Raw genomic sequence first — 16,280 nt, forward strand, 5'->3', positions numbered from 1 at the left:
ATGAAAAGGTTTAATAGCCAGAAAAAGAGGCTAATAGATTTCTAAAAAAACTCCACAGACAATATCATTGCAGTTTATAGAGAAGGGGAGTCATTTTTATGAAAAAGCAGTCAAATATATGGCTTTATTTTTTCGGCGCTCTTGGAGGCGCGTTATATGGCTATGATACTGGAGTGATTTCCGGTGCTATTTTATTTATGAAAAAGGACTTAGGCTTAAATGCCTTTACGGAAGGACTTGTTGTCAGCTCTTTATTGGTTGGGGCGATATTAGGTTCAGGAGCGGCTGGCAAGCTGACTGACCGTTTCGGAAGAAAAAAAGCGATTATGGCGGCCGCGCTGCTGTTTTGTATAGGAGGCCTGGGTGTAGCGCTCGCCCCGAATACGGGAGTCATGGTTCTGTTTCGCATCATTTTGGGACTTGCAGTCGGAACATCGACAACGATCGTGCCGCTCTATTTGTCTGAACTGGCGCCAAAACAAAAACGCGGGGCGCTGTCATCTCTGAATCAGCTGATGATCACGGTCGGCATCCTTCTTTCTTACATTGTCAATTACATATTTGCCGATGCCGAAGCGTGGCGCTGGATGCTTGGATTGGCTGCTGTGCCGTCGCTGCTCTTGCTCATTGGCATTTTGTTCATGCCGGAAAGCCCGCGCTGGCTGTTTACGAATGGCGAAGAGAAAAAAGCGAAAAAGGTTCTCGAAAAATTGCGTGGCACAAAAGATATTGATCAGGAAATACATGATATTCAAGAAGCGGAAAAGCAGGATGAAGGCGGCCTGAAGGAGCTGTTCGATCCTTGGGTGCGCCCCGCGCTGATTGCCGGCTTGGGACTGGCGTTTCTGCAGCAATTTATCGGAACGAATACGATCATCTATTATGCGCCAAAGACCTTTACAAACGTAGGATTTGGAAACTCCGCATCGATTTTAGGAACGGTCGGAATCGGCACAGTTAATGTTCTCATGACGTTAGTAGCGATTAAAATCATCGACAAGATCGGAAGAAAGCCGCTATTGTTATTCGGGAATGCGGGGATGGTGATCAGCTTAATCGTTCTCGCGCTGGTGAATCTCTTTTTCGATAACACGCCGGCTGCTTCTTGGACGACAGTCATTTGCTTAGGCGTGTTTATCGTTGTCTTTGCGGTCAGCTGGGGCCCGGTTGTCTGGGTGATGCTTCCTGAATTGTTCCCGCTCCATGTCAGAGGAATCGGTACTGGGGTATCTACTTTGATGCTGCACGTTGGGACACTGATTGTTTCACTCACCTATCCAATATTAATGGAAGCGATCGGCATCAGTTATTTATTCCTGATTTATGCCGCGATCGGTATCATGGCGTTCTTATTTGTCCGGTTTAAAGTGACAGAGACGAAGGGAAAAAGCCTTGAAGAAATTGAGCAGGATTTACGAGACAAAAACGGGCAAGGAGGATCAGCCGGAAAACAGCAGACTGTCGGAACATAAAAAAAGGGTGCGCGATCATGCGCACCCTTTTGATTGCTCACTTTCCTACTGTGCCGAAGTTAATGATTTTGAAAGAAATATCGTATTTAAAATCAGCATCAGAAAATATTTCATCCCAATGTCCTTTTACTTTATTCCAGTATTCTGGGTATCGAATCCGGATATAGTCGGAAAAAAAGACCGGATCTGTTTTATACTCATGCTGCAGTTTATCCATAACCTGCTTTACATCGTGTTCAAGCTTTTTCTCAAATATGTTCTCAAGCCTGTTCAAATAGCCTTTACTAAAGGAATTTTCATTCGGATTTTGGTCTTCTGTCAAGATACCCTTTGTTTTGACAGAAATCTGAAAGACAGGCTTTCCATTTTCAATCGCCGGCTTAATTTTCGTTTTCGACTTTTTAATCTCAAATGTAATCGGATGTCCTTTATCTGTCGTCGGCATGACGCCGCCTTGGATCGTTCCCATGACCCATGTCAGTGTCTGGGTTTCACCAGCTGAAAGAAATCCGACGAGATTATTGCTGCCGCTTTTGATTATGCCTGCTCCGTCATACTTTGCTTTTCCCTTTTGGTTTTTCACGGCTTGAATGAGAAAACTGTAGCCATTTTGGCAATAGATAGAAGCCCTGCCGATGCGAAGCGGCAACATAATTTTCCCGTTATACCCGCTGTTATTGGTTAGATCAATCAGCTTTTCAGAAGGCATCGGCAGCTGCTGTTTAGGACTTCCTTTTGTAAAAACCACTTCGGCTTGTCCTCTGGCTGCCATCAAATAGCTGCTGCGCCGCAGCTCATCATCCCGGATAAAATGGTTGAAGACCTGATCTATGTTTTGATTCCTCATCAGCTTTTCTCCCAAAAGAATCACTTTTAAATGATCGCTATAGATAGGAGGGTCTTTAATGGATACATCACTGACTGCTTCTAGAATGGTTTTCCCATGGGATGTCACATTGACAAATTCGGGTTTTCCGGATGCTTGGCTGTCTTCACTTTGGGGAAGAAGGTTTTGATACGTTAATTTATACTGATGGTCATCAGTTTCATCGATAGCAAGTCCTCTGGCAAAAGACAGTTTTTCAATATTTTTGACATCCCAGCATCCGCATAGCGTCTGCAGCATCAGAACCATTGCTGCAAGCTTCATCATTGTCTTCATTGCAGCTGATCCCTCCCCAGTTTTTTCTGTACCCAGCTTAAAAACCAGATAAGAAATGGTATTGCAATGACACCGAGAAATACATATCCGAGAAGTGTACCGTAGTAAAACACGGCATTAAGATCTTCAGGAAACATTGACAGGAAAAATGTAACGGCCAGCAATGCAGCAAGCAGCCACGGATTGTTTTTATTTTTCAGGTGAAAGATATCTGTTAATCCAATATGCGCCCCTTTAAAGGAGCCGAGCATACATGCAAATTGCTGGGCTGTCCAAGTTAACTGTAAAAACAGGTCAAATCGTTCAATGAAAATCCCTGGGATTTCTAATGCATGAATGAGTGAAATGGTTGGCCATGTCACTGTTTTTGACTCAGCTACACTCATACAGCCAATGACCATAAACAAAGTAATACTATAGAAAACAGTCGAGGTTGCAATACCTAAAGCGACAGCTTTTTTTACCTGCTTTGGATCTTTCATAAAGGGAACGAGATAAAAAATAATTTCAAATCCTGAAAAATATAAAAGGGTTTTAGGAAATAAAGAGAAAAAACTTTGATAACCGCCTTCAAATACAGGCCGGATAAAATCTAATTGAAATAAACGAAAGCTGAACATCAGAAGCATAAGGAAAATAATAATTGTGATAGGAAAGATATACGCATATACCTTCGCAATGGGGTAAACGCCCCCGGCCACATGATAGAGGGCAACTGCCAGAAAAATAATCACGACAACCGCCATCGGTGTGTTTTTTAAAAGAAAGAATCCGACAACCTCACCCAAAACCCGCGCTTGAAAACATACGATACCGATAAAATAAAGGGATATAAATAAATTCAAAAAGAAACCGATCAATTTTCCCGCTGCAATACTGTTGAGCTCAAAAATCGTTTTCTCCCTGTTTCTTTGAAGAAAAGGCAAAAAAAGCAGCGCGAAAATAATAAAAATAACGCCCTGCAGCAGGATCATGATCCATCCGCTCGGACTGTCGGTTTCAGCGGCTGAGCGGGGAAGGGTTAAGACACCGGCACCGATCATTGTACTGCTTACCATAATAAGCGTCTGCATAAATGTAAGCTTGTCCTCTGATTGCATCATAGCTATCACCTTTGTCTGATTTTATCTTTTGTGTCTTTACGGGTCGGCCTTCTTTTTAAAAATAGGGTAGGGATGCGAATCACAGTGTCTTTTAAATCCTGTCCGGGCTGTGCCATTATGGGAATAATGTAATCCTGGCCAAAGCTTTTCAGTCGCATTAAGTGGCCGATCACAAACAGAAAGACCATGATGACGCCATACATGCCAAGCGTTGCAGCACTTATCATTCCCGCAATGCGAATAATCCGCAGCGGAAAGTTATAGGCGTATGAAGGAACGGTAAAGGATGCCAATGCAGTAACAGATACCACAATGACCATCAGTGCGCTGACGATTTGCGCCTGTACGGCAGCCTGTCCAATGACAACGCCGCCAATAAGTCCAATCGTCTGTCCGATCGGCTTTGGCAGCCGTAAACCAGCTTCCCTGATGAGTTCTATCGTAAATATCATAATAAAGGCCTCGACAAAAGGCGGAAAGGGAACATTCAGCCTGCTGCCTGCAATTGAAATGGCCATTCTCGTTGGCAAAAGCCCCGTATGAAAGGAAACGAGAGAAATATATAAGCCGGGCAAATAAATGGTAATCAGGATGCTTGAATAACGAAGCAAACGAATAAGTGACATTGTAATCCAGCGCTGGCTGTAATCATCCGGTGAATGAATAAATTCATCAACCGTTGCCGGCACAACGAGTGCAAACGGGGTGCCGTCCACCAAAATAGAAACCCGACCTTCTAACAAAGAGCTTTCTACACGATCTGGACGTTCTGTGCTTAAGATCGTCGGAAAGATTGAAAAAGGTTCATCCTCAATGAGCTGCTCAAGTGTGCCTGATTCCGGCAAATCATCTGTCGTGATGGATTTCAGCCGTTTAAACACTTCTTTTACAACATAATCAGGGGCAATATCCTGAATATATGCGACAGCTATCTTTTTTTTTGTCCTTTTGCCTATCGTCATCTCTTTTATGACGAGATTAGGATCACTTGACCGCTCTCGTAATAGCGCCGTGTTTGTCCGCAGTTTTTCAATAAAGCCAATCTTCGGACCGCGTTCCACGACTTCAGAGGAAGGTTCTTCAAGGCTGCGCGTCATTAATGTTTTCGTATCAAATGCCAGTCCCGCGCTGTAACCATCGGCAAGCAAGATGGTATGTCCGGAAAAAATAAGCTGCTGTATTTCTTTTATTGTAGAAACCACACTGTGATGATAGCCAAAAAAGAAAGCTGATAAATCCTCAATCAAGCCTTCTTTTTGGGCTAACGATTCCTTCTGTAATGGAGAAATGACGTATTGCGCCAGAAGTTTATTTTCTGTCAAACCGTCAATATATAGTAGGCACGCCTTCTTTCTGCTGTCTCCGAAAGAAAACGTATAAAACATGATATCGTCGTTTTGCCCCAATTTTTTTTTCAATATTTCTACATTGTGCTGGAGATCAGAGTCGATTTGCAAAGTTTCTCTCCCCTTTATAAAACAGATTGACGGTTTTTCTTAATTTGTATCAATAAAGGAGAATTATTCTTCATAAGGAAAAGGTTGAAACAAACCATCTTTTGAAAGTGATATAATAAAAAGGAAGCGTTTTCTCAAAAGGGGTCATTTATACATAATGCTTTGTACATATGTTGTCATAGGAAAAAGACGGCTTATACGGCGTTTGTAAGGGGAGCGCACCGGGAAAATAATGATCAGCTATTTACAGGGGAGGGGTACGGATCATGACGCAATCACCAATTTTTCTAACGCCTGTGTGTAAAGAAAAAATCTGGGGCGGCACCGCTTTACGAGATATATTTGGATACGGTATTCCTTCAGAAACAACGGGGGAATGCTGGGCCATTTCTGCTCATCCAAAAGGACCGAGCACAGTTGCGAATGGCCCGTATAAAGGAAAGACATTGATCGAGCTTTGGGAAGAGCATCGTGAAGTATTCGGCGGCGTAGAGGGGGACCTATTTCCGCTTCTGACAAAGCTGTTGGACGTGAAGGAAGATATGTCAATTAAGGTTCACCCTGATGATTACTATGCCGGAGAAAACGAAGAGGGAGAACTCGGCAAGACGGAATGCTGGTACATTATCGACTGTAAAGAAAACGCGGAGATTATATACGGGCATACGGCCCGCTCAAAAACAGAACTTGTCACAATGATCAACAGCGGTGACTGGGAAGGCCTGCTGCGAAGAATCAAAATAAAACCGGGTGATTTCTATTATGTGCCGAGCGGAACGCTGCACGCCTTGTGCAAGGGGGCACTTGTTTTAGAGACCCAGCAAAATTCAGATGCCACATACCGGGTGTACGACTATGACCGGCTTGATAACAACGGGAGTCCGAGGGAGCTTCATTTTGCCAAAGCGGTCAATGCGGCCACGGTTCCCCATGTGGACGGGTATATTGATGAATCGACTGAATCAAGAAAAGGAATAACCATTAAAACGTTTGTCCAAGGGGAATATTTTTCGGTATATAAATGGGACATAAATGGCGAGGCTGAGCTTTCTCAGGATGAATCCTTCCTGCTTTGCAGCGTAATAGAAGGAAGCGGTTTGCTGATATATGAAGACGAAACATGTCCGCTCAAAAAAGGCGATCACTTTATTTTGCCGGCTCAAATGCCCGATTTTACGATTAAAGGAACTTGTACACTTATCGTGTCTCATATTTAAACTTAATCTCACTTCGAGATTAAGTTTTTTTTTATTAAAAAATGGAAGTGATTCACCTATAAATGAAGCATACGCGTGCCGATAAATAAACTAGTTTTATATACTCATTGAATAAGAAAGAGGAGAAGGAATGAAAAAGAGATTAATCGCACCTATGCTTCTGTCCGCCGCGTCCCTTGCCTTTTTTGCCATATCCGGTTCTGCCCAGGCTGCAGCGTATACGGACTACTCGATATATGAGGTAGAGCCGTCAAAAACGTTCAGTACAGAAAGCCAAGCCTCGCAGGCTGTCGCCAAACTAGAAAAGGACACTGGCTGGGATGCTTCCTATCAGGCTTCAGGCACAACAACGACCTACCAAATTTCCGCTGAAGGCATACATAGTGAAGCAGAAGCGAAAGCAATATTGAGCGGACTCACCAAACAGACAGCGATCACAGGCACGACAAGCCCTGTCGGAAGCAAACAGCCGTTTGTCACCATCACCTCAGGGGCTATTTCCGGGGAAAAACAGGCAAATACAATCCTTGCCAAGCTTAAACAGGAGACGGGAGTGGCTGGCGCTGTAAAAGCTTCCGGAGCAGCTCAGTCCTATGTGAACGTCACGACATCAGAAATCGCTGATGAGACAAAAGTCAAGGCGCTTATTCAGAGCCTGGCTAAGCAAACGGGGATTAAAAGCTCGTATCAGCCCATCACTCACACGGTGTCTGTCACAACTATTCAGTCAGGCACAATCATGGGAAACAGCAAAGCTGAGCAGATCAAAAGCGCATTCCAAAAGGAATCGGGGCTGCAGGCATCATTAAAAGAAACGGTGAAAGGACAAGCCTTTTATACGTTCACTACAGCCGCCATTTCAGGTGAAGCGAATGCCAAAAACCTATTAAATCAGCTGAAACAGAGCACCGGTATTACAGGAAGCTACAAGTCAATCAATCAAAAAACAACTGCTGAGTCATACAATGTCCAATCAGCCTATTTCAAAGGGCTGAATACAGTGAAGGACGCCATCAGCCAAATCAAGAAAAACACCGGCGTATCAGGCAGTTATCAACAGGTTGGCAAAAGTACATCATATACCGTGAATATGAAGGGGTTAACGAAACAGCAACTGCAAAAAGTGGACACTTTCTTTAAAAAGAAAAAATGGCATTACACGTCATCTAGCATCAAAAAAACGACAACGTCTACAGCCTATCAAATAACGACGGCACAGATTTTAGGCGAGCAGCAAGCAAACAAAGCCGCAGCTTTCTTTTCTCAGAAGAAAGTAAAGGCAACGAAAAAAGCAACTGGAACAACTGCAGAAAACCAATATCAGCTCATCTCAGAAGAAACATCAGATCAAGCAAAAGTTACAAAGGGCTTGAACGTATTAAAGAAAAATCAGCTGAGTGCATCTGTGAAATCAGTAAATAAACAAATAGCCAATACGTTTAAAATAACTACTGAATCTCTGCTTGATTCAGCGAAAGTCAATCAGGCGCTCACATTCTTTCAATCGAATCACATATCAGCAGCAAGCCAGAAAACCGGTCAGGCCGCAGCAAGCAGCTATCAAATTATAACTGAAGCCATCATCAGCCAAGAAGATATTGACCGCGTGTTAGCGTTTTTCAAACAAAACAATGCCGCCGGCACAACAGCAAAAACAGGCGAGACGGCATATACACAATACAAAATTGTAACAGCCCAGCTGAGCAGCAAAACAGAATTGAACAATGGGTTAACCTATCTTAAAGCGCAAAGTTTAAGCCCAAGTTACACAACGAAAAGCAATACGCTTTATAAAATCAGCTTGAACGAACAGTTCACAGGCAATGATGCAGCTGCTGCAGCATCAGCAAAGCTAAAACAATTATACGGATGGACATCATCTATCGTGAAAATTAAAAACGGCCCGCAAATCATGAAAACAAATTACAATCTCTCGCTTCGTGATATGGTCCAAAAACAAATGACAGTAAGCCCGCAAACAGACGGGGCAGCTTACGTATCGCTTACTTATATTAATACAGCAACATCAACCGTTACGGCTGATGTACTAAATATCCGGTCAACACCGGCAGTCAGCCCGACGAACGTAATCGGCCAATTAAAAAAAGGCGATAAGGTGAAAATCATCGGCCAGACAAACGGCTGGGCCAAAATCAATTTAGGCTGGCGAAACGCAAGCAGTGATGAAGTGGTTCAATACGTGGATCCGAATAACTTTTCCAGAGACAGCAAATACTACTTCCAATTTCTGAAGCTGTCACAGACAGCCGGACTCAGCGTTACTGAAGTCAATCAGAAAGTGCTTGCAGGCAAAGGCATCCTGACAGGAAAAGGAAAGGCATTTATCGATGCCGCCAATCAATACAACATCAACGAGCTGTATTTAATCTCACACGCTCTCCTTGAAACAGGAAACGGAACATCCGATTTAGCCAATGGCTTAACCTATAACGGAAAAACCGTATATAACATGTACGGAATTGGCGCCTACGACAGCAACCCGAATTACTACGGCGCTAAATATGCATATGAGCAAGGCTGGTTCACACCAGAAGCGGCCATTATCGGCGGAGCCAAATTCATAGGCTCTTCTTATATTCACAACACAGCTTACATTCAGGATACACTATACAAAATGAGATGGTCAGCCACAGCGACACACCAATATGCAACAGACATCGGCTGGGCGTACAAACAAGTAAACCGCATGTACAGCCTGTATTCATTGCTGGACGGTTATACACTTTACTTTGATGTTCCGGAATATCAATAAAAAAAACACCTTTTGCAGCTGCAAAAGGTGTTTTTTATTTATCTTTTAAGGACTTTATCGTCTAACGGCTCCTCTTCCTGAGGGAAGACAATCTGATCGACTACACGTTCACTTGCTTTTCCGTCAAGATCATCGAAGAAATAATGAACAAATGAATCAATTTGCTCAAAGTTGTACTTCTCTTCTTTAATGATCGAAATCATTTGATCAGACGTTTTCGCAAGCGGACCAGGAATAAAGTCAAAGTAATCATAATAGAAATCACGTTTGCGAATATAATCATCTACATCATAGCTGAAGAAGATCATCGGTTTATTTAATAAAGCATACTCAAAGCAAACAGAAGAATAATCTGTAATCAGAACATCTGTTACTAGCAATAGCTCGTTAATTTCCCTGAACGAAGAGAAATCATAAAAGAAATCGCTGTACTGGTAAGGAATATTGGCATCGTTACGTACGAATGGATGAATTTTAAATAAGAAGATATATTCATCCTTTAACTCACGATACAGACGGTCAAAATCAAGCACTTCGAAAGGATAATGAGCTGATTGCTGACCGTTTCCGCGGAAGGTTGGCGCAAAAAGAATGACCTTTTTGTCCTTAAGAAACGGATATTCTGTATAAAGACGTTCTTTTACAAATGCCTTCTTCGCTTCATCAAAGAAAAAGTCAGTCCGCGGTACGCCAGTGGCGATGACGTTCTCTATATCTACCCCGAAGCCCTCTGCATAGTGTTTCCGTATATTTTCAGAGCTGACAATAACCTTCGTGTAGTTTCTATGGTTTTTCGAATGCGGCGACGGTCCTCCCGGCAGCCCAATTCGGCTGTAGCCAAATGTCTTAAAGGCGCCGACAGCATGCCACAGCTGGACAAGGTCAGCATTTTTACGGATTTTTAACGGATAAATGATCGGATAAAAATCATCAATAAAAATGATTTTGCTTGTCGCAAAATGATAAGCCATAGACATCAGTTCAGACAGGCTTTTTCTATCTCGAATGCTGCTCTTTAAGAAAAATTTGAAATCAAAGTTTTCTTCGCGCTTCAGCAGTTCTTCATAAACAAATTCGAAGTTTCCTGTCACATCAAGCCGGCTGTCAGAAGCAAAGACGATCTTATTGGACTTAATCGGCAGCAGGCGGAATACATCATAAGCAAAATGGAATAAGCTCGTATTCAGCTTGCGCAAAAAGCGGTTTGCTTCTTTTCCAGTATCCAGCTCCAAAAGGCTCGGGTCAATTTCCTGCAGTTTGTTGCAAGACAAGTTAATGGTCTTTTCGCCCTCATCATAATTAACAATCAAATTGAACTTCATCAGCTTTTTAGCAGAATGAAATTCCATCTTTGTGGCATACACATCATTAGAGAGGAAATTGCTGACGTTTCCAACCGTATGCACTTCCTGATGTTTTACATTTTGGTCATCTACAGCTTCAATTTCGAGAAACAGCTTATACTCGCCCTGCGGAAGAGGCTTGTCATTCATCAGCTTAGAGAAGTTAATTTGCTGTGAAAATCCAGCCCACTTATAGGCCCCAGGCACATTTGAAGTATCAATTGACAGCTGATCTACCGGAATATCCCGCAGAGAAACAGCTGTGAATAAAACACCGTTGTTCACCAATAATAAACGTTTTCGAACCTGATCCTCTTTTTGAAGCGGCAGGCCCTTGATATACATATAACCCGCAACTTTAAGAATTGAACCATTCCAAGAAAACTCAGAAATTTTTCTGACAGGGACTTGCTGGTTTTCTTCAATTCGCTTCGTTTTATCAAAAAGAGAAAAAACCCTGTTATCTGCCGGATGGACAATGACAGCCGTATTTTCTTTTTGGGTTTTCTTTTTTGATCTGAAAAGTCTGTTCTTAATCTTTCTGGCCAGCTTCACTTTGTACCTCACTTTCTCCTAATCGGCACCAGATGTTAAAAATGATGAAATAAAATCGGCTACCCGCTCTGAAGATTTGCCGTCTTGATGGGTAATAAACGTCTGTGAAAAAGCTTCAATCCGCTTCGTATCAGCCTCGTGATCACTCTCGATATCGTGTGCAAGCGATGGAACGTCTTTCGAAATCGGCCCGGGCACAAACGATTCAAACGGATAGTAGAAATCACGTTCTTTCAAGTAGTCTTCTAAATCCGGGCAGTAAAAATACATTGGACGTTTCAGCAGGCTGTATTCGAAAATGACTGAAGAATAATCGGTTATCAGCCCATCGGAGATTGCCATCAAATCGTACAAAGAGTACGAATCGGTTAAATCCAGCACAAAATCATCCTCTTCCGTGTGCGCATGCTTGCGCATATACGGATGAAGATGGAGCATCACGACATAATCTTTATGGTTTAGCGCCGATTTTAATTGTAGCAGATCAAGCGGGGTAGCGTCACCCTCTTGATGATGTCCGCTGCCTCGAAAAGTAGGAGCATACAAAAGCTTTTTCTTATGCTTAAGTTCAGGATAAGCCCGATGGAACTCATCCAGTACAGTGCGAATATGTTCCTTATGATAAAAATAATCCGTCCTTGGAATGCCGAGCGGCAAAATCTGCTTTTGCTCCATTTGAAAAGCTTCGGCAAAATGCGGCACGGCAGCGGGTGCACTGACGATGGCATAATCATAGTTAGAATGTACAGGAACAATCTTCAGATAATCAGAAGAAGGGCCGAACGGCTTGTTCACAATGCTGTAGCCGAATTTTTTAAACGCGCCGCAAGCATGCCAAAGCTGGATGGCGACAGTTTCCTTTCGTTTTGGCACAACATACAAAGGAAAATAATAATCATCCAACAAAAGCACACGGCATGTGGCAAGGTGATATAGCGAGCTGAAAAGATGAAGCAAATATGCAGCTCGTCCGATCAGCCCCTTATCCATCTTGCGGAAAAGCAGGGTGATGCGAAGAGACGGATCTTGCTTCAGCTTTTCATAGACACCTTTAAAATTATCACTTAATTGATCCTCACGATAGGAAGCTATGACAACTTTGTTGTGCTGTACTGGTAATAAAGCGCTCAATAGTTTATAAGCAGTGCCGAATACTCCTTTTACGACTCGTGTAAGGAATGTTTTCACTGTTTAAATTTCCCATTCGATAACAGTTTTTCCCCAAGATGAAGTCAAATCTGCTTCAAACGCGTTTGTAATTTCCTCAATACTGCGCACCGGAAAGCGTCCGCCTACTAATGTTTCTAAATAATCAACGACTTCAGGGTATTGAGCTAAAAAGTCCACAGTACGGGCAAAATCCTCGCGTCCGCTGCGGCTGCTACCGATCAGCGTAATTCCTTTTTCAAGCACCATTCTCGTTTCAATTTCAACAGGGTATTCAGATACGCCTAAGAGCGCTACACATGCTTCAGGATGAACATGGGCAATGATCTGCTCAATTGCGCTTTCACTGCCGCGTCCGCCTACACATTCAAAGGCATGATCGAGTCTGACATCCTCAGGAATGTCGTTAATTTGATAAGCTGCATCAACAAAAGAAAAATGATCAAGCTTGTAAGGTGTTTTTCCGAAGATAAACACTTTGCTGTCCGGATATTTCTTCTTCAGGAGAAGCGTCATGATAAATCCGAGATTTCCGTCTCCCCAGACACCGAATGTGTCGCGCTTCTTGTGTGCCATGCGCTCAAATCGGGAAAGCGCGTGAACGGCAATCGTAATAAGCTCAGTAAAGGCTGCGACATGCGGATTAATGCTGTCCGGAAGTTCAACGAGCCGATCCGGTGCCATGAACATGTAATCCTGCATAAATCCATCATAGCCGCTTGAACGGAACCTACTGGAACGCAGGTAATTCTCCGCAATGACTTCATGCTCTTCAACCGGTGTATTTGGTACCATAACAACCTGGGTTCCAACTTTAAATGTGCCTGTCGGATCAAACATGACTTTCCCGATTCCTTCATGGATCAGAGCCATCGGCAGTTTTTTATCCATCGCTTCTTTGCCGCGTGAGCCAGTATAATAACGCTGGTCGGCAGCACAGATGGATAAATGGGTAGGCCGGACGACGACCTTATCTGAATGGACAACTTTATCTTTATACGTCACTTCAAATTGTCGGGCAGAAACTAAACGATACGTTTGATTAATCATTGTGAAATTCGCTCCTGTAAAATGGCATTAGCCACTTTTAAGTCATATGGTGTCGTTACTTTAATATTAAAGACTTCACCGCGGACCAGCTTCACTTTTTCACCTGCTAACGAACAGATCTTGCAAGCGTCAGTCAGGACAGCTTTTTGTTCATCGGACAGTTTATTATAAAGCTCGACCAATTTGCTGATCCGGAAGCTTTGCGGTGTTTGCCCCTGATACATGTGATCGCGGACAGGGATATCAGAAATAAATTCCTGGTCTTCTGAAGCGATAATTGTATCAATGGCTGAGATAACGGTATCGACCGCACCGTATTGAAGAACCGCATCAATGTTTTCGTCGATAATGCGATGAGTCAGAAATGGACGCACAGAATCATGAGTGATGATCACGTCATCATCCTGAATGCCAAATTCTTTTTCAATATAGCGGATGCCGCTCATGATAGACTCATTACGGTCGCTGCCGCCTTCAACAACAACCAGGCGATCATCCTGCCCGATGAATTTCTTTAAAATGTCTTTTGTATGGTTAATCCACTCTTTAGGTGAAACGATTAAAATCTTATCGAAACGGTTATTTAATAAAAACTTTTCAACCGTATGAATGATAATAGGGCGTTTATTTAACGGCAAAAACTGTTTTGGCATATTGACGTTCCCCATGCGGGAACCTTTTCCACCGGCTAGAATCTCAGCATAAATCATAAAATGACTCCTTCCTTACTACAACTCATAATGTTTTATAAAAGGTTTTCATATTATTTGCAATACCGACCTCTATTATATATAAAGATCAGTTTGATTTCTCATTTACATAGCTTAAAAGCTGCTTACTGGCATTTCCTCTAGAGTACTGATTCCACTCACGAGAAAAGCGCTCCACTTCAGATTGGAGCTTGTCCATATCTTTCAGCTGGTCCAAGAGCATTCCTGAATCACAGCAAGGCACCCCTGGAATTACCTCTGTATAATGTCGAATTAAACCACGGGTTCTGTTGTAAGCCTCCATATCATACGTATAAAACAAAATGGGTTTGTCCAGCAACGCAAATTCAAATGGGACAGAAGAATAGTCTGATATTAACAGATCGCTCATTTTTAAAAGGTCTGCAAGAGGGAGATCTGATACATCTTTTATCCACGCACTATCCTCAGGTAGTTCAGCAGATTGCTTCATAACAGGATGCAGTTTTACTGCGAGTAAATATTCACCTTTTAAATCATGCTGCAAGTGTTTTTCTGAAAACGGCAGCGAAAAGCTTTCGAACTGGTGATCCCTAAAGGTTGGCGCATACAAAATGATTTTTTTCTCCGCCGGCAGATGATATTTGCTTTTAAGGTCATTGCTGTTTTCCCGCGCTTCGTAGTAAGCATCGGTTAATGGTACACCGAAGCGAAGAAATTTATCACCTTTTATGTCGAAAAATTCCTTGAATATGTCAGCCATATGTTCAGAACCGACGACAATCCGGTCAAATGAAGCATACACTTTGCGAAAGCGTCTTACGTCAGACCGCGAACGATTCTGTGTGTTGATATCCCTCAATCCAAATCGCTTAAACGCTCCGTTTGCATGCCAAACTTGGATACACTCGATATCAGGCCTGCTGGTCAGAACGGTTGTCAAAACAAAATAGTTATCAATAATCACAGTCTTGCTTCTCAGCATAGAAAAGACCGCTTTACAGATATGAAGCGGGTGTTTTTCGTTAATAACTGAAACAGCAAGCTCAGGAAATTCTTTTTCCAGCGACTTGGCATGCTGGGTAAGCAGCACATGAATGGGAAATGAAAAGTGCCCCTTCTGGTATTCCTTTAATATTGCACGGGCATTATCAGGAAAGGAAACCAAAAGTGTCACTTGATTGCCCGGCTTGATCCAAAACAGCAATGCGCCAATAATTTTGATGAACAAATAATAAAAAAACGCAAACCAGGATTTCACTCAGTCATCAGCTCAAAACGGATGTCACAGACTGTCCGCAGGCGTAGCGAAAGATTCTTACATTTCATTACATACCATAGCTCCTTTAAGACCGATTACAGATGGCGTGATTGATCTTTGACCTGTCCTGTATATTGCGGCTTTGCTGAAGCTCGTTCATGTTTCAGCACGGCTGTAACATACTTAGGAATGCTCAGCATTCTTCTCCAGCGTGCAGGGTTGGTGATCAGCCTGTACATCCACTCAAGGTGAAAACGGATAAAAAATGAGGGCGCTCTTTTGACATTGCCGCTGAACACATCAAAACTTCCGCCCAGCCCTACAGCAACAGCCTGAGGGAATAGATGTCGGTATTTATGGATAAAGAACTCCTGATTAGGATAACCTAAAGCGACAAATACCATGTCAGGATTTGAGGCCGCAATCTTGTCCGCCACCTCACGTTGATCCTTCACATAACCGTCTGAGTAACCGGCAATTTCAATCCCTGGATAATCACGTTCGATTCGCTCAATTGTTTGCGCAATCACATGCTGAGCTGCGCCGTAAAAGAAAACCCGTTTTTTCTTTTGTTCAGCCATATCCAGCAGGGACGTAAACAAATCATAACCAGCAATTCTGGATTGAAGCGGCTTTCCAATTAATTTGGAAACCATCACAACACCAATGCCGTCTGGCAAAATAAAATCAGCAGACGAAAGAACCGCTTCATAACGCGGATTCTGCATCGCTTCAAATCCGATTTCAGGATTCGCTGTTACGATGAACGCACCTTTATTCTGATCCAAATATGACGTTTCTAAATGTGATACAAATGAAGTCAGTTCACTGTCTACAAAATCTAATTGATTAATGGGTTTCGTTTGCATCGTATCACCCCTCCTTTTCACCTATATGTCTATAAAAAACACGTGTCATTCGTATAGTTTGAGTAAAGCCTCTTTGCCTGAAAACATCTTACTCTATTTTACCACAAAAATCTTTAGGAACTTTTAACATTCACATTACAATTCCTTCACGTTTTGACGATG

The 16,280-nt window shown here is 42.7% G+C and carries 12 protein-coding genes; 3 read left to right on the forward strand and 9 right to left on the reverse strand.

Annotation, left to right across the window (positions count from 1 at the left end):
* Window positions 1-98 precede the first annotated feature (98 nt).
* Window positions 99-1,472: a sugar porter family MFS transporter gene (locus tag AC4CV5_RS02865; RefSeq protein WP_222142158.1), complete on the forward strand. Its 1,374-nt coding sequence runs from the start codon at window positions 99-101 to the stop codon at window positions 1,470-1,472.
* Between the two features lie 37 nt (window positions 1,473-1,509).
* Here AC4CV5_RS02865 and gerBC read toward each other — a convergent pair whose 3' ends face one another.
* From gerBC to gerBA, 3 genes are read right to left on the reverse strand one after another with little or no spacing between them, the layout of a single operon-like run.
* Complete coding sequence (gene gerBC / locus AC4CV5_RS02870) at window positions 1,510-2,634, reverse strand: spore germination protein GerBC (protein ID WP_166847578.1); 1,125 nt, start codon at window positions 2,632-2,634, stop codon at window positions 1,510-1,512.
* Window positions 2,631-3,737, reverse strand: a complete 1,107-nt coding sequence (gerBB, locus tag AC4CV5_RS02875; RefSeq protein WP_373922906.1) for a spore germination protein GerBB — start codon at window positions 3,735-3,737, stop codon at window positions 2,631-2,633. Before gerBB ends, gerBC begins: the two co-directional genes overlap by 4 nt.
* 5 nt (window positions 3,738-3,742) lie before the next feature.
* Window positions 3,743-5,194: a spore germination protein GerBA gene (gene gerBA, locus AC4CV5_RS02880; protein ID WP_326222242.1), complete on the reverse strand. Its 1,452-nt coding sequence runs from the start codon at window positions 5,192-5,194 to the stop codon at window positions 3,743-3,745.
* Window positions 5,195-5,460: 266 nt separating this feature from the next.
* Between gerBA and manA the strand changes: the two genes are divergently transcribed.
* Together manA and AC4CV5_RS02890 are read left to right on the forward strand one after the other, a co-directional pair.
* Window positions 5,461-6,411, forward strand: coding sequence for a mannose-6-phosphate isomerase, class I (gene manA, locus AC4CV5_RS02885; protein WP_326222241.1), 951 nt, complete (start codon window positions 5,461-5,463; stop codon window positions 6,409-6,411).
* 130 nt (window positions 6,412-6,541) lie between these two features.
* Window positions 6,542-9,184: a glucosaminidase domain-containing protein gene (locus AC4CV5_RS02890; protein WP_490922054.1), complete on the forward strand. Its 2,643-nt coding sequence runs from the start codon at window positions 6,542-6,544 to the stop codon at window positions 9,182-9,184.
* A gap of 38 nt (window positions 9,185-9,222) precedes the next feature.
* On the opposite strand, the gene AC4CV5_RS02895 is transcribed toward AC4CV5_RS02890, so the two are convergent.
* From AC4CV5_RS02895 to AC4CV5_RS02920, 6 genes are all read right to left on the reverse strand, one after another.
* Window positions 9,223-11,082 carry a CDP-glycerol glycerophosphotransferase family protein gene (locus tag AC4CV5_RS02895; protein ID WP_373922909.1) on the reverse strand — a complete coding sequence of 620 codons (1,860 nt, stop codon included), beginning with the start codon at window positions 11,080-11,082 and terminating at the stop codon, window positions 9,223-9,225.
* An 18-nt stretch (window positions 11,083-11,100) separates the two neighbouring features.
* On the reverse strand, window positions 11,101-12,270 hold the full coding sequence (locus tag AC4CV5_RS02900) for a CDP-glycerol glycerophosphotransferase family protein (RefSeq protein WP_490922055.1): 1,170 nt from the start codon (window positions 12,268-12,270) through the stop codon (window positions 11,101-11,103).
* A gap of 3 nt (window positions 12,271-12,273) precedes the next feature.
* A complete protein-coding gene (locus AC4CV5_RS02905) occupies window positions 12,274-13,299 on the reverse strand; it encodes a ribitol-5-phosphate dehydrogenase (RefSeq protein ID WP_166847597.1) in 1,026 nt (341 codons plus the stop codon).
* On the reverse strand, window positions 13,296-14,009 hold the full coding sequence (locus tag AC4CV5_RS02910) for an IspD/TarI family cytidylyltransferase (protein WP_166847600.1): 714 nt from the start codon (window positions 14,007-14,009) through the stop codon (window positions 13,296-13,298). The genes AC4CV5_RS02905 and AC4CV5_RS02910 overlap by 4 nt, the downstream gene beginning before the upstream one ends.
* Before the next feature lie 88 nt (window positions 14,010-14,097).
* The gene (locus AC4CV5_RS02915) at window positions 14,098-15,249 is read right to left on the reverse strand and encodes a CDP-glycerol glycerophosphotransferase family protein (protein WP_490922056.1); all 1,152 of its coding nucleotides are present in this window, start codon (window positions 15,247-15,249) and stop codon (window positions 14,098-14,100) included.
* 95 nt (window positions 15,250-15,344) lie between these two features.
* Entirely contained in the window at window positions 15,345-16,118 is a 774-nt protein-coding gene (locus tag AC4CV5_RS02920) for a WecB/TagA/CpsF family glycosyltransferase (protein WP_166847606.1), read from the reverse strand.
* Between the last annotated feature and the right edge of the window lie 162 nt (window positions 16,119-16,280).

The organism is Bacillus sp. NS1 (genome assembly GCF_058248265.1).

What these genes read in the sequence shown, in the direction of transcription:
- AC4CV5_RS02865 (WP_222142158.1), top strand. Translation starts at nt 99, where the DNA reads ATGAAAAAGCAGTCAAATATATGGCTTTATTTTTTCGGCGCTCTTGGA.
- gerBC (WP_166847578.1), bottom strand. Translation starts at nt 2,634, where the DNA reads ATGAAGACAATGATGAAGCTTGCAGCAATGGTTCTGATGCTGCAGACG.
- gerBB (WP_373922906.1), bottom strand. Translation starts at nt 3,737, where the DNA reads ATGATGCAATCAGAGGACAAGCTTACATTTATGCAGACGCTTATTATG.
- manA (WP_326222241.1), top strand. Translation starts at nt 5,461, where the DNA reads ATGACGCAATCACCAATTTTTCTAACGCCTGTGTGTAAAGAAAAAATC.
- AC4CV5_RS02890 (WP_490922054.1), top strand. Translation starts at nt 6,542, where the DNA reads ATGAAAAAGAGATTAATCGCACCTATGCTTCTGTCCGCCGCGTCCCTT.
- AC4CV5_RS02905 (WP_166847597.1), bottom strand. Translation starts at nt 13,299, where the DNA reads ATGATTAATCAAACGTATCGTTTAGTTTCTGCCCGACAATTTGAAGTG.
- AC4CV5_RS02910 (WP_166847600.1), bottom strand. Translation starts at nt 14,009, where the DNA reads ATGATTTATGCTGAGATTCTAGCCGGTGGAAAAGGTTCCCGCATGGGG.
- AC4CV5_RS02920 (WP_166847606.1), bottom strand. Translation starts at nt 16,118, where the DNA reads ATGCAAACGAAACCCATTAATCAATTAGATTTTGTAGACAGTGAACTG.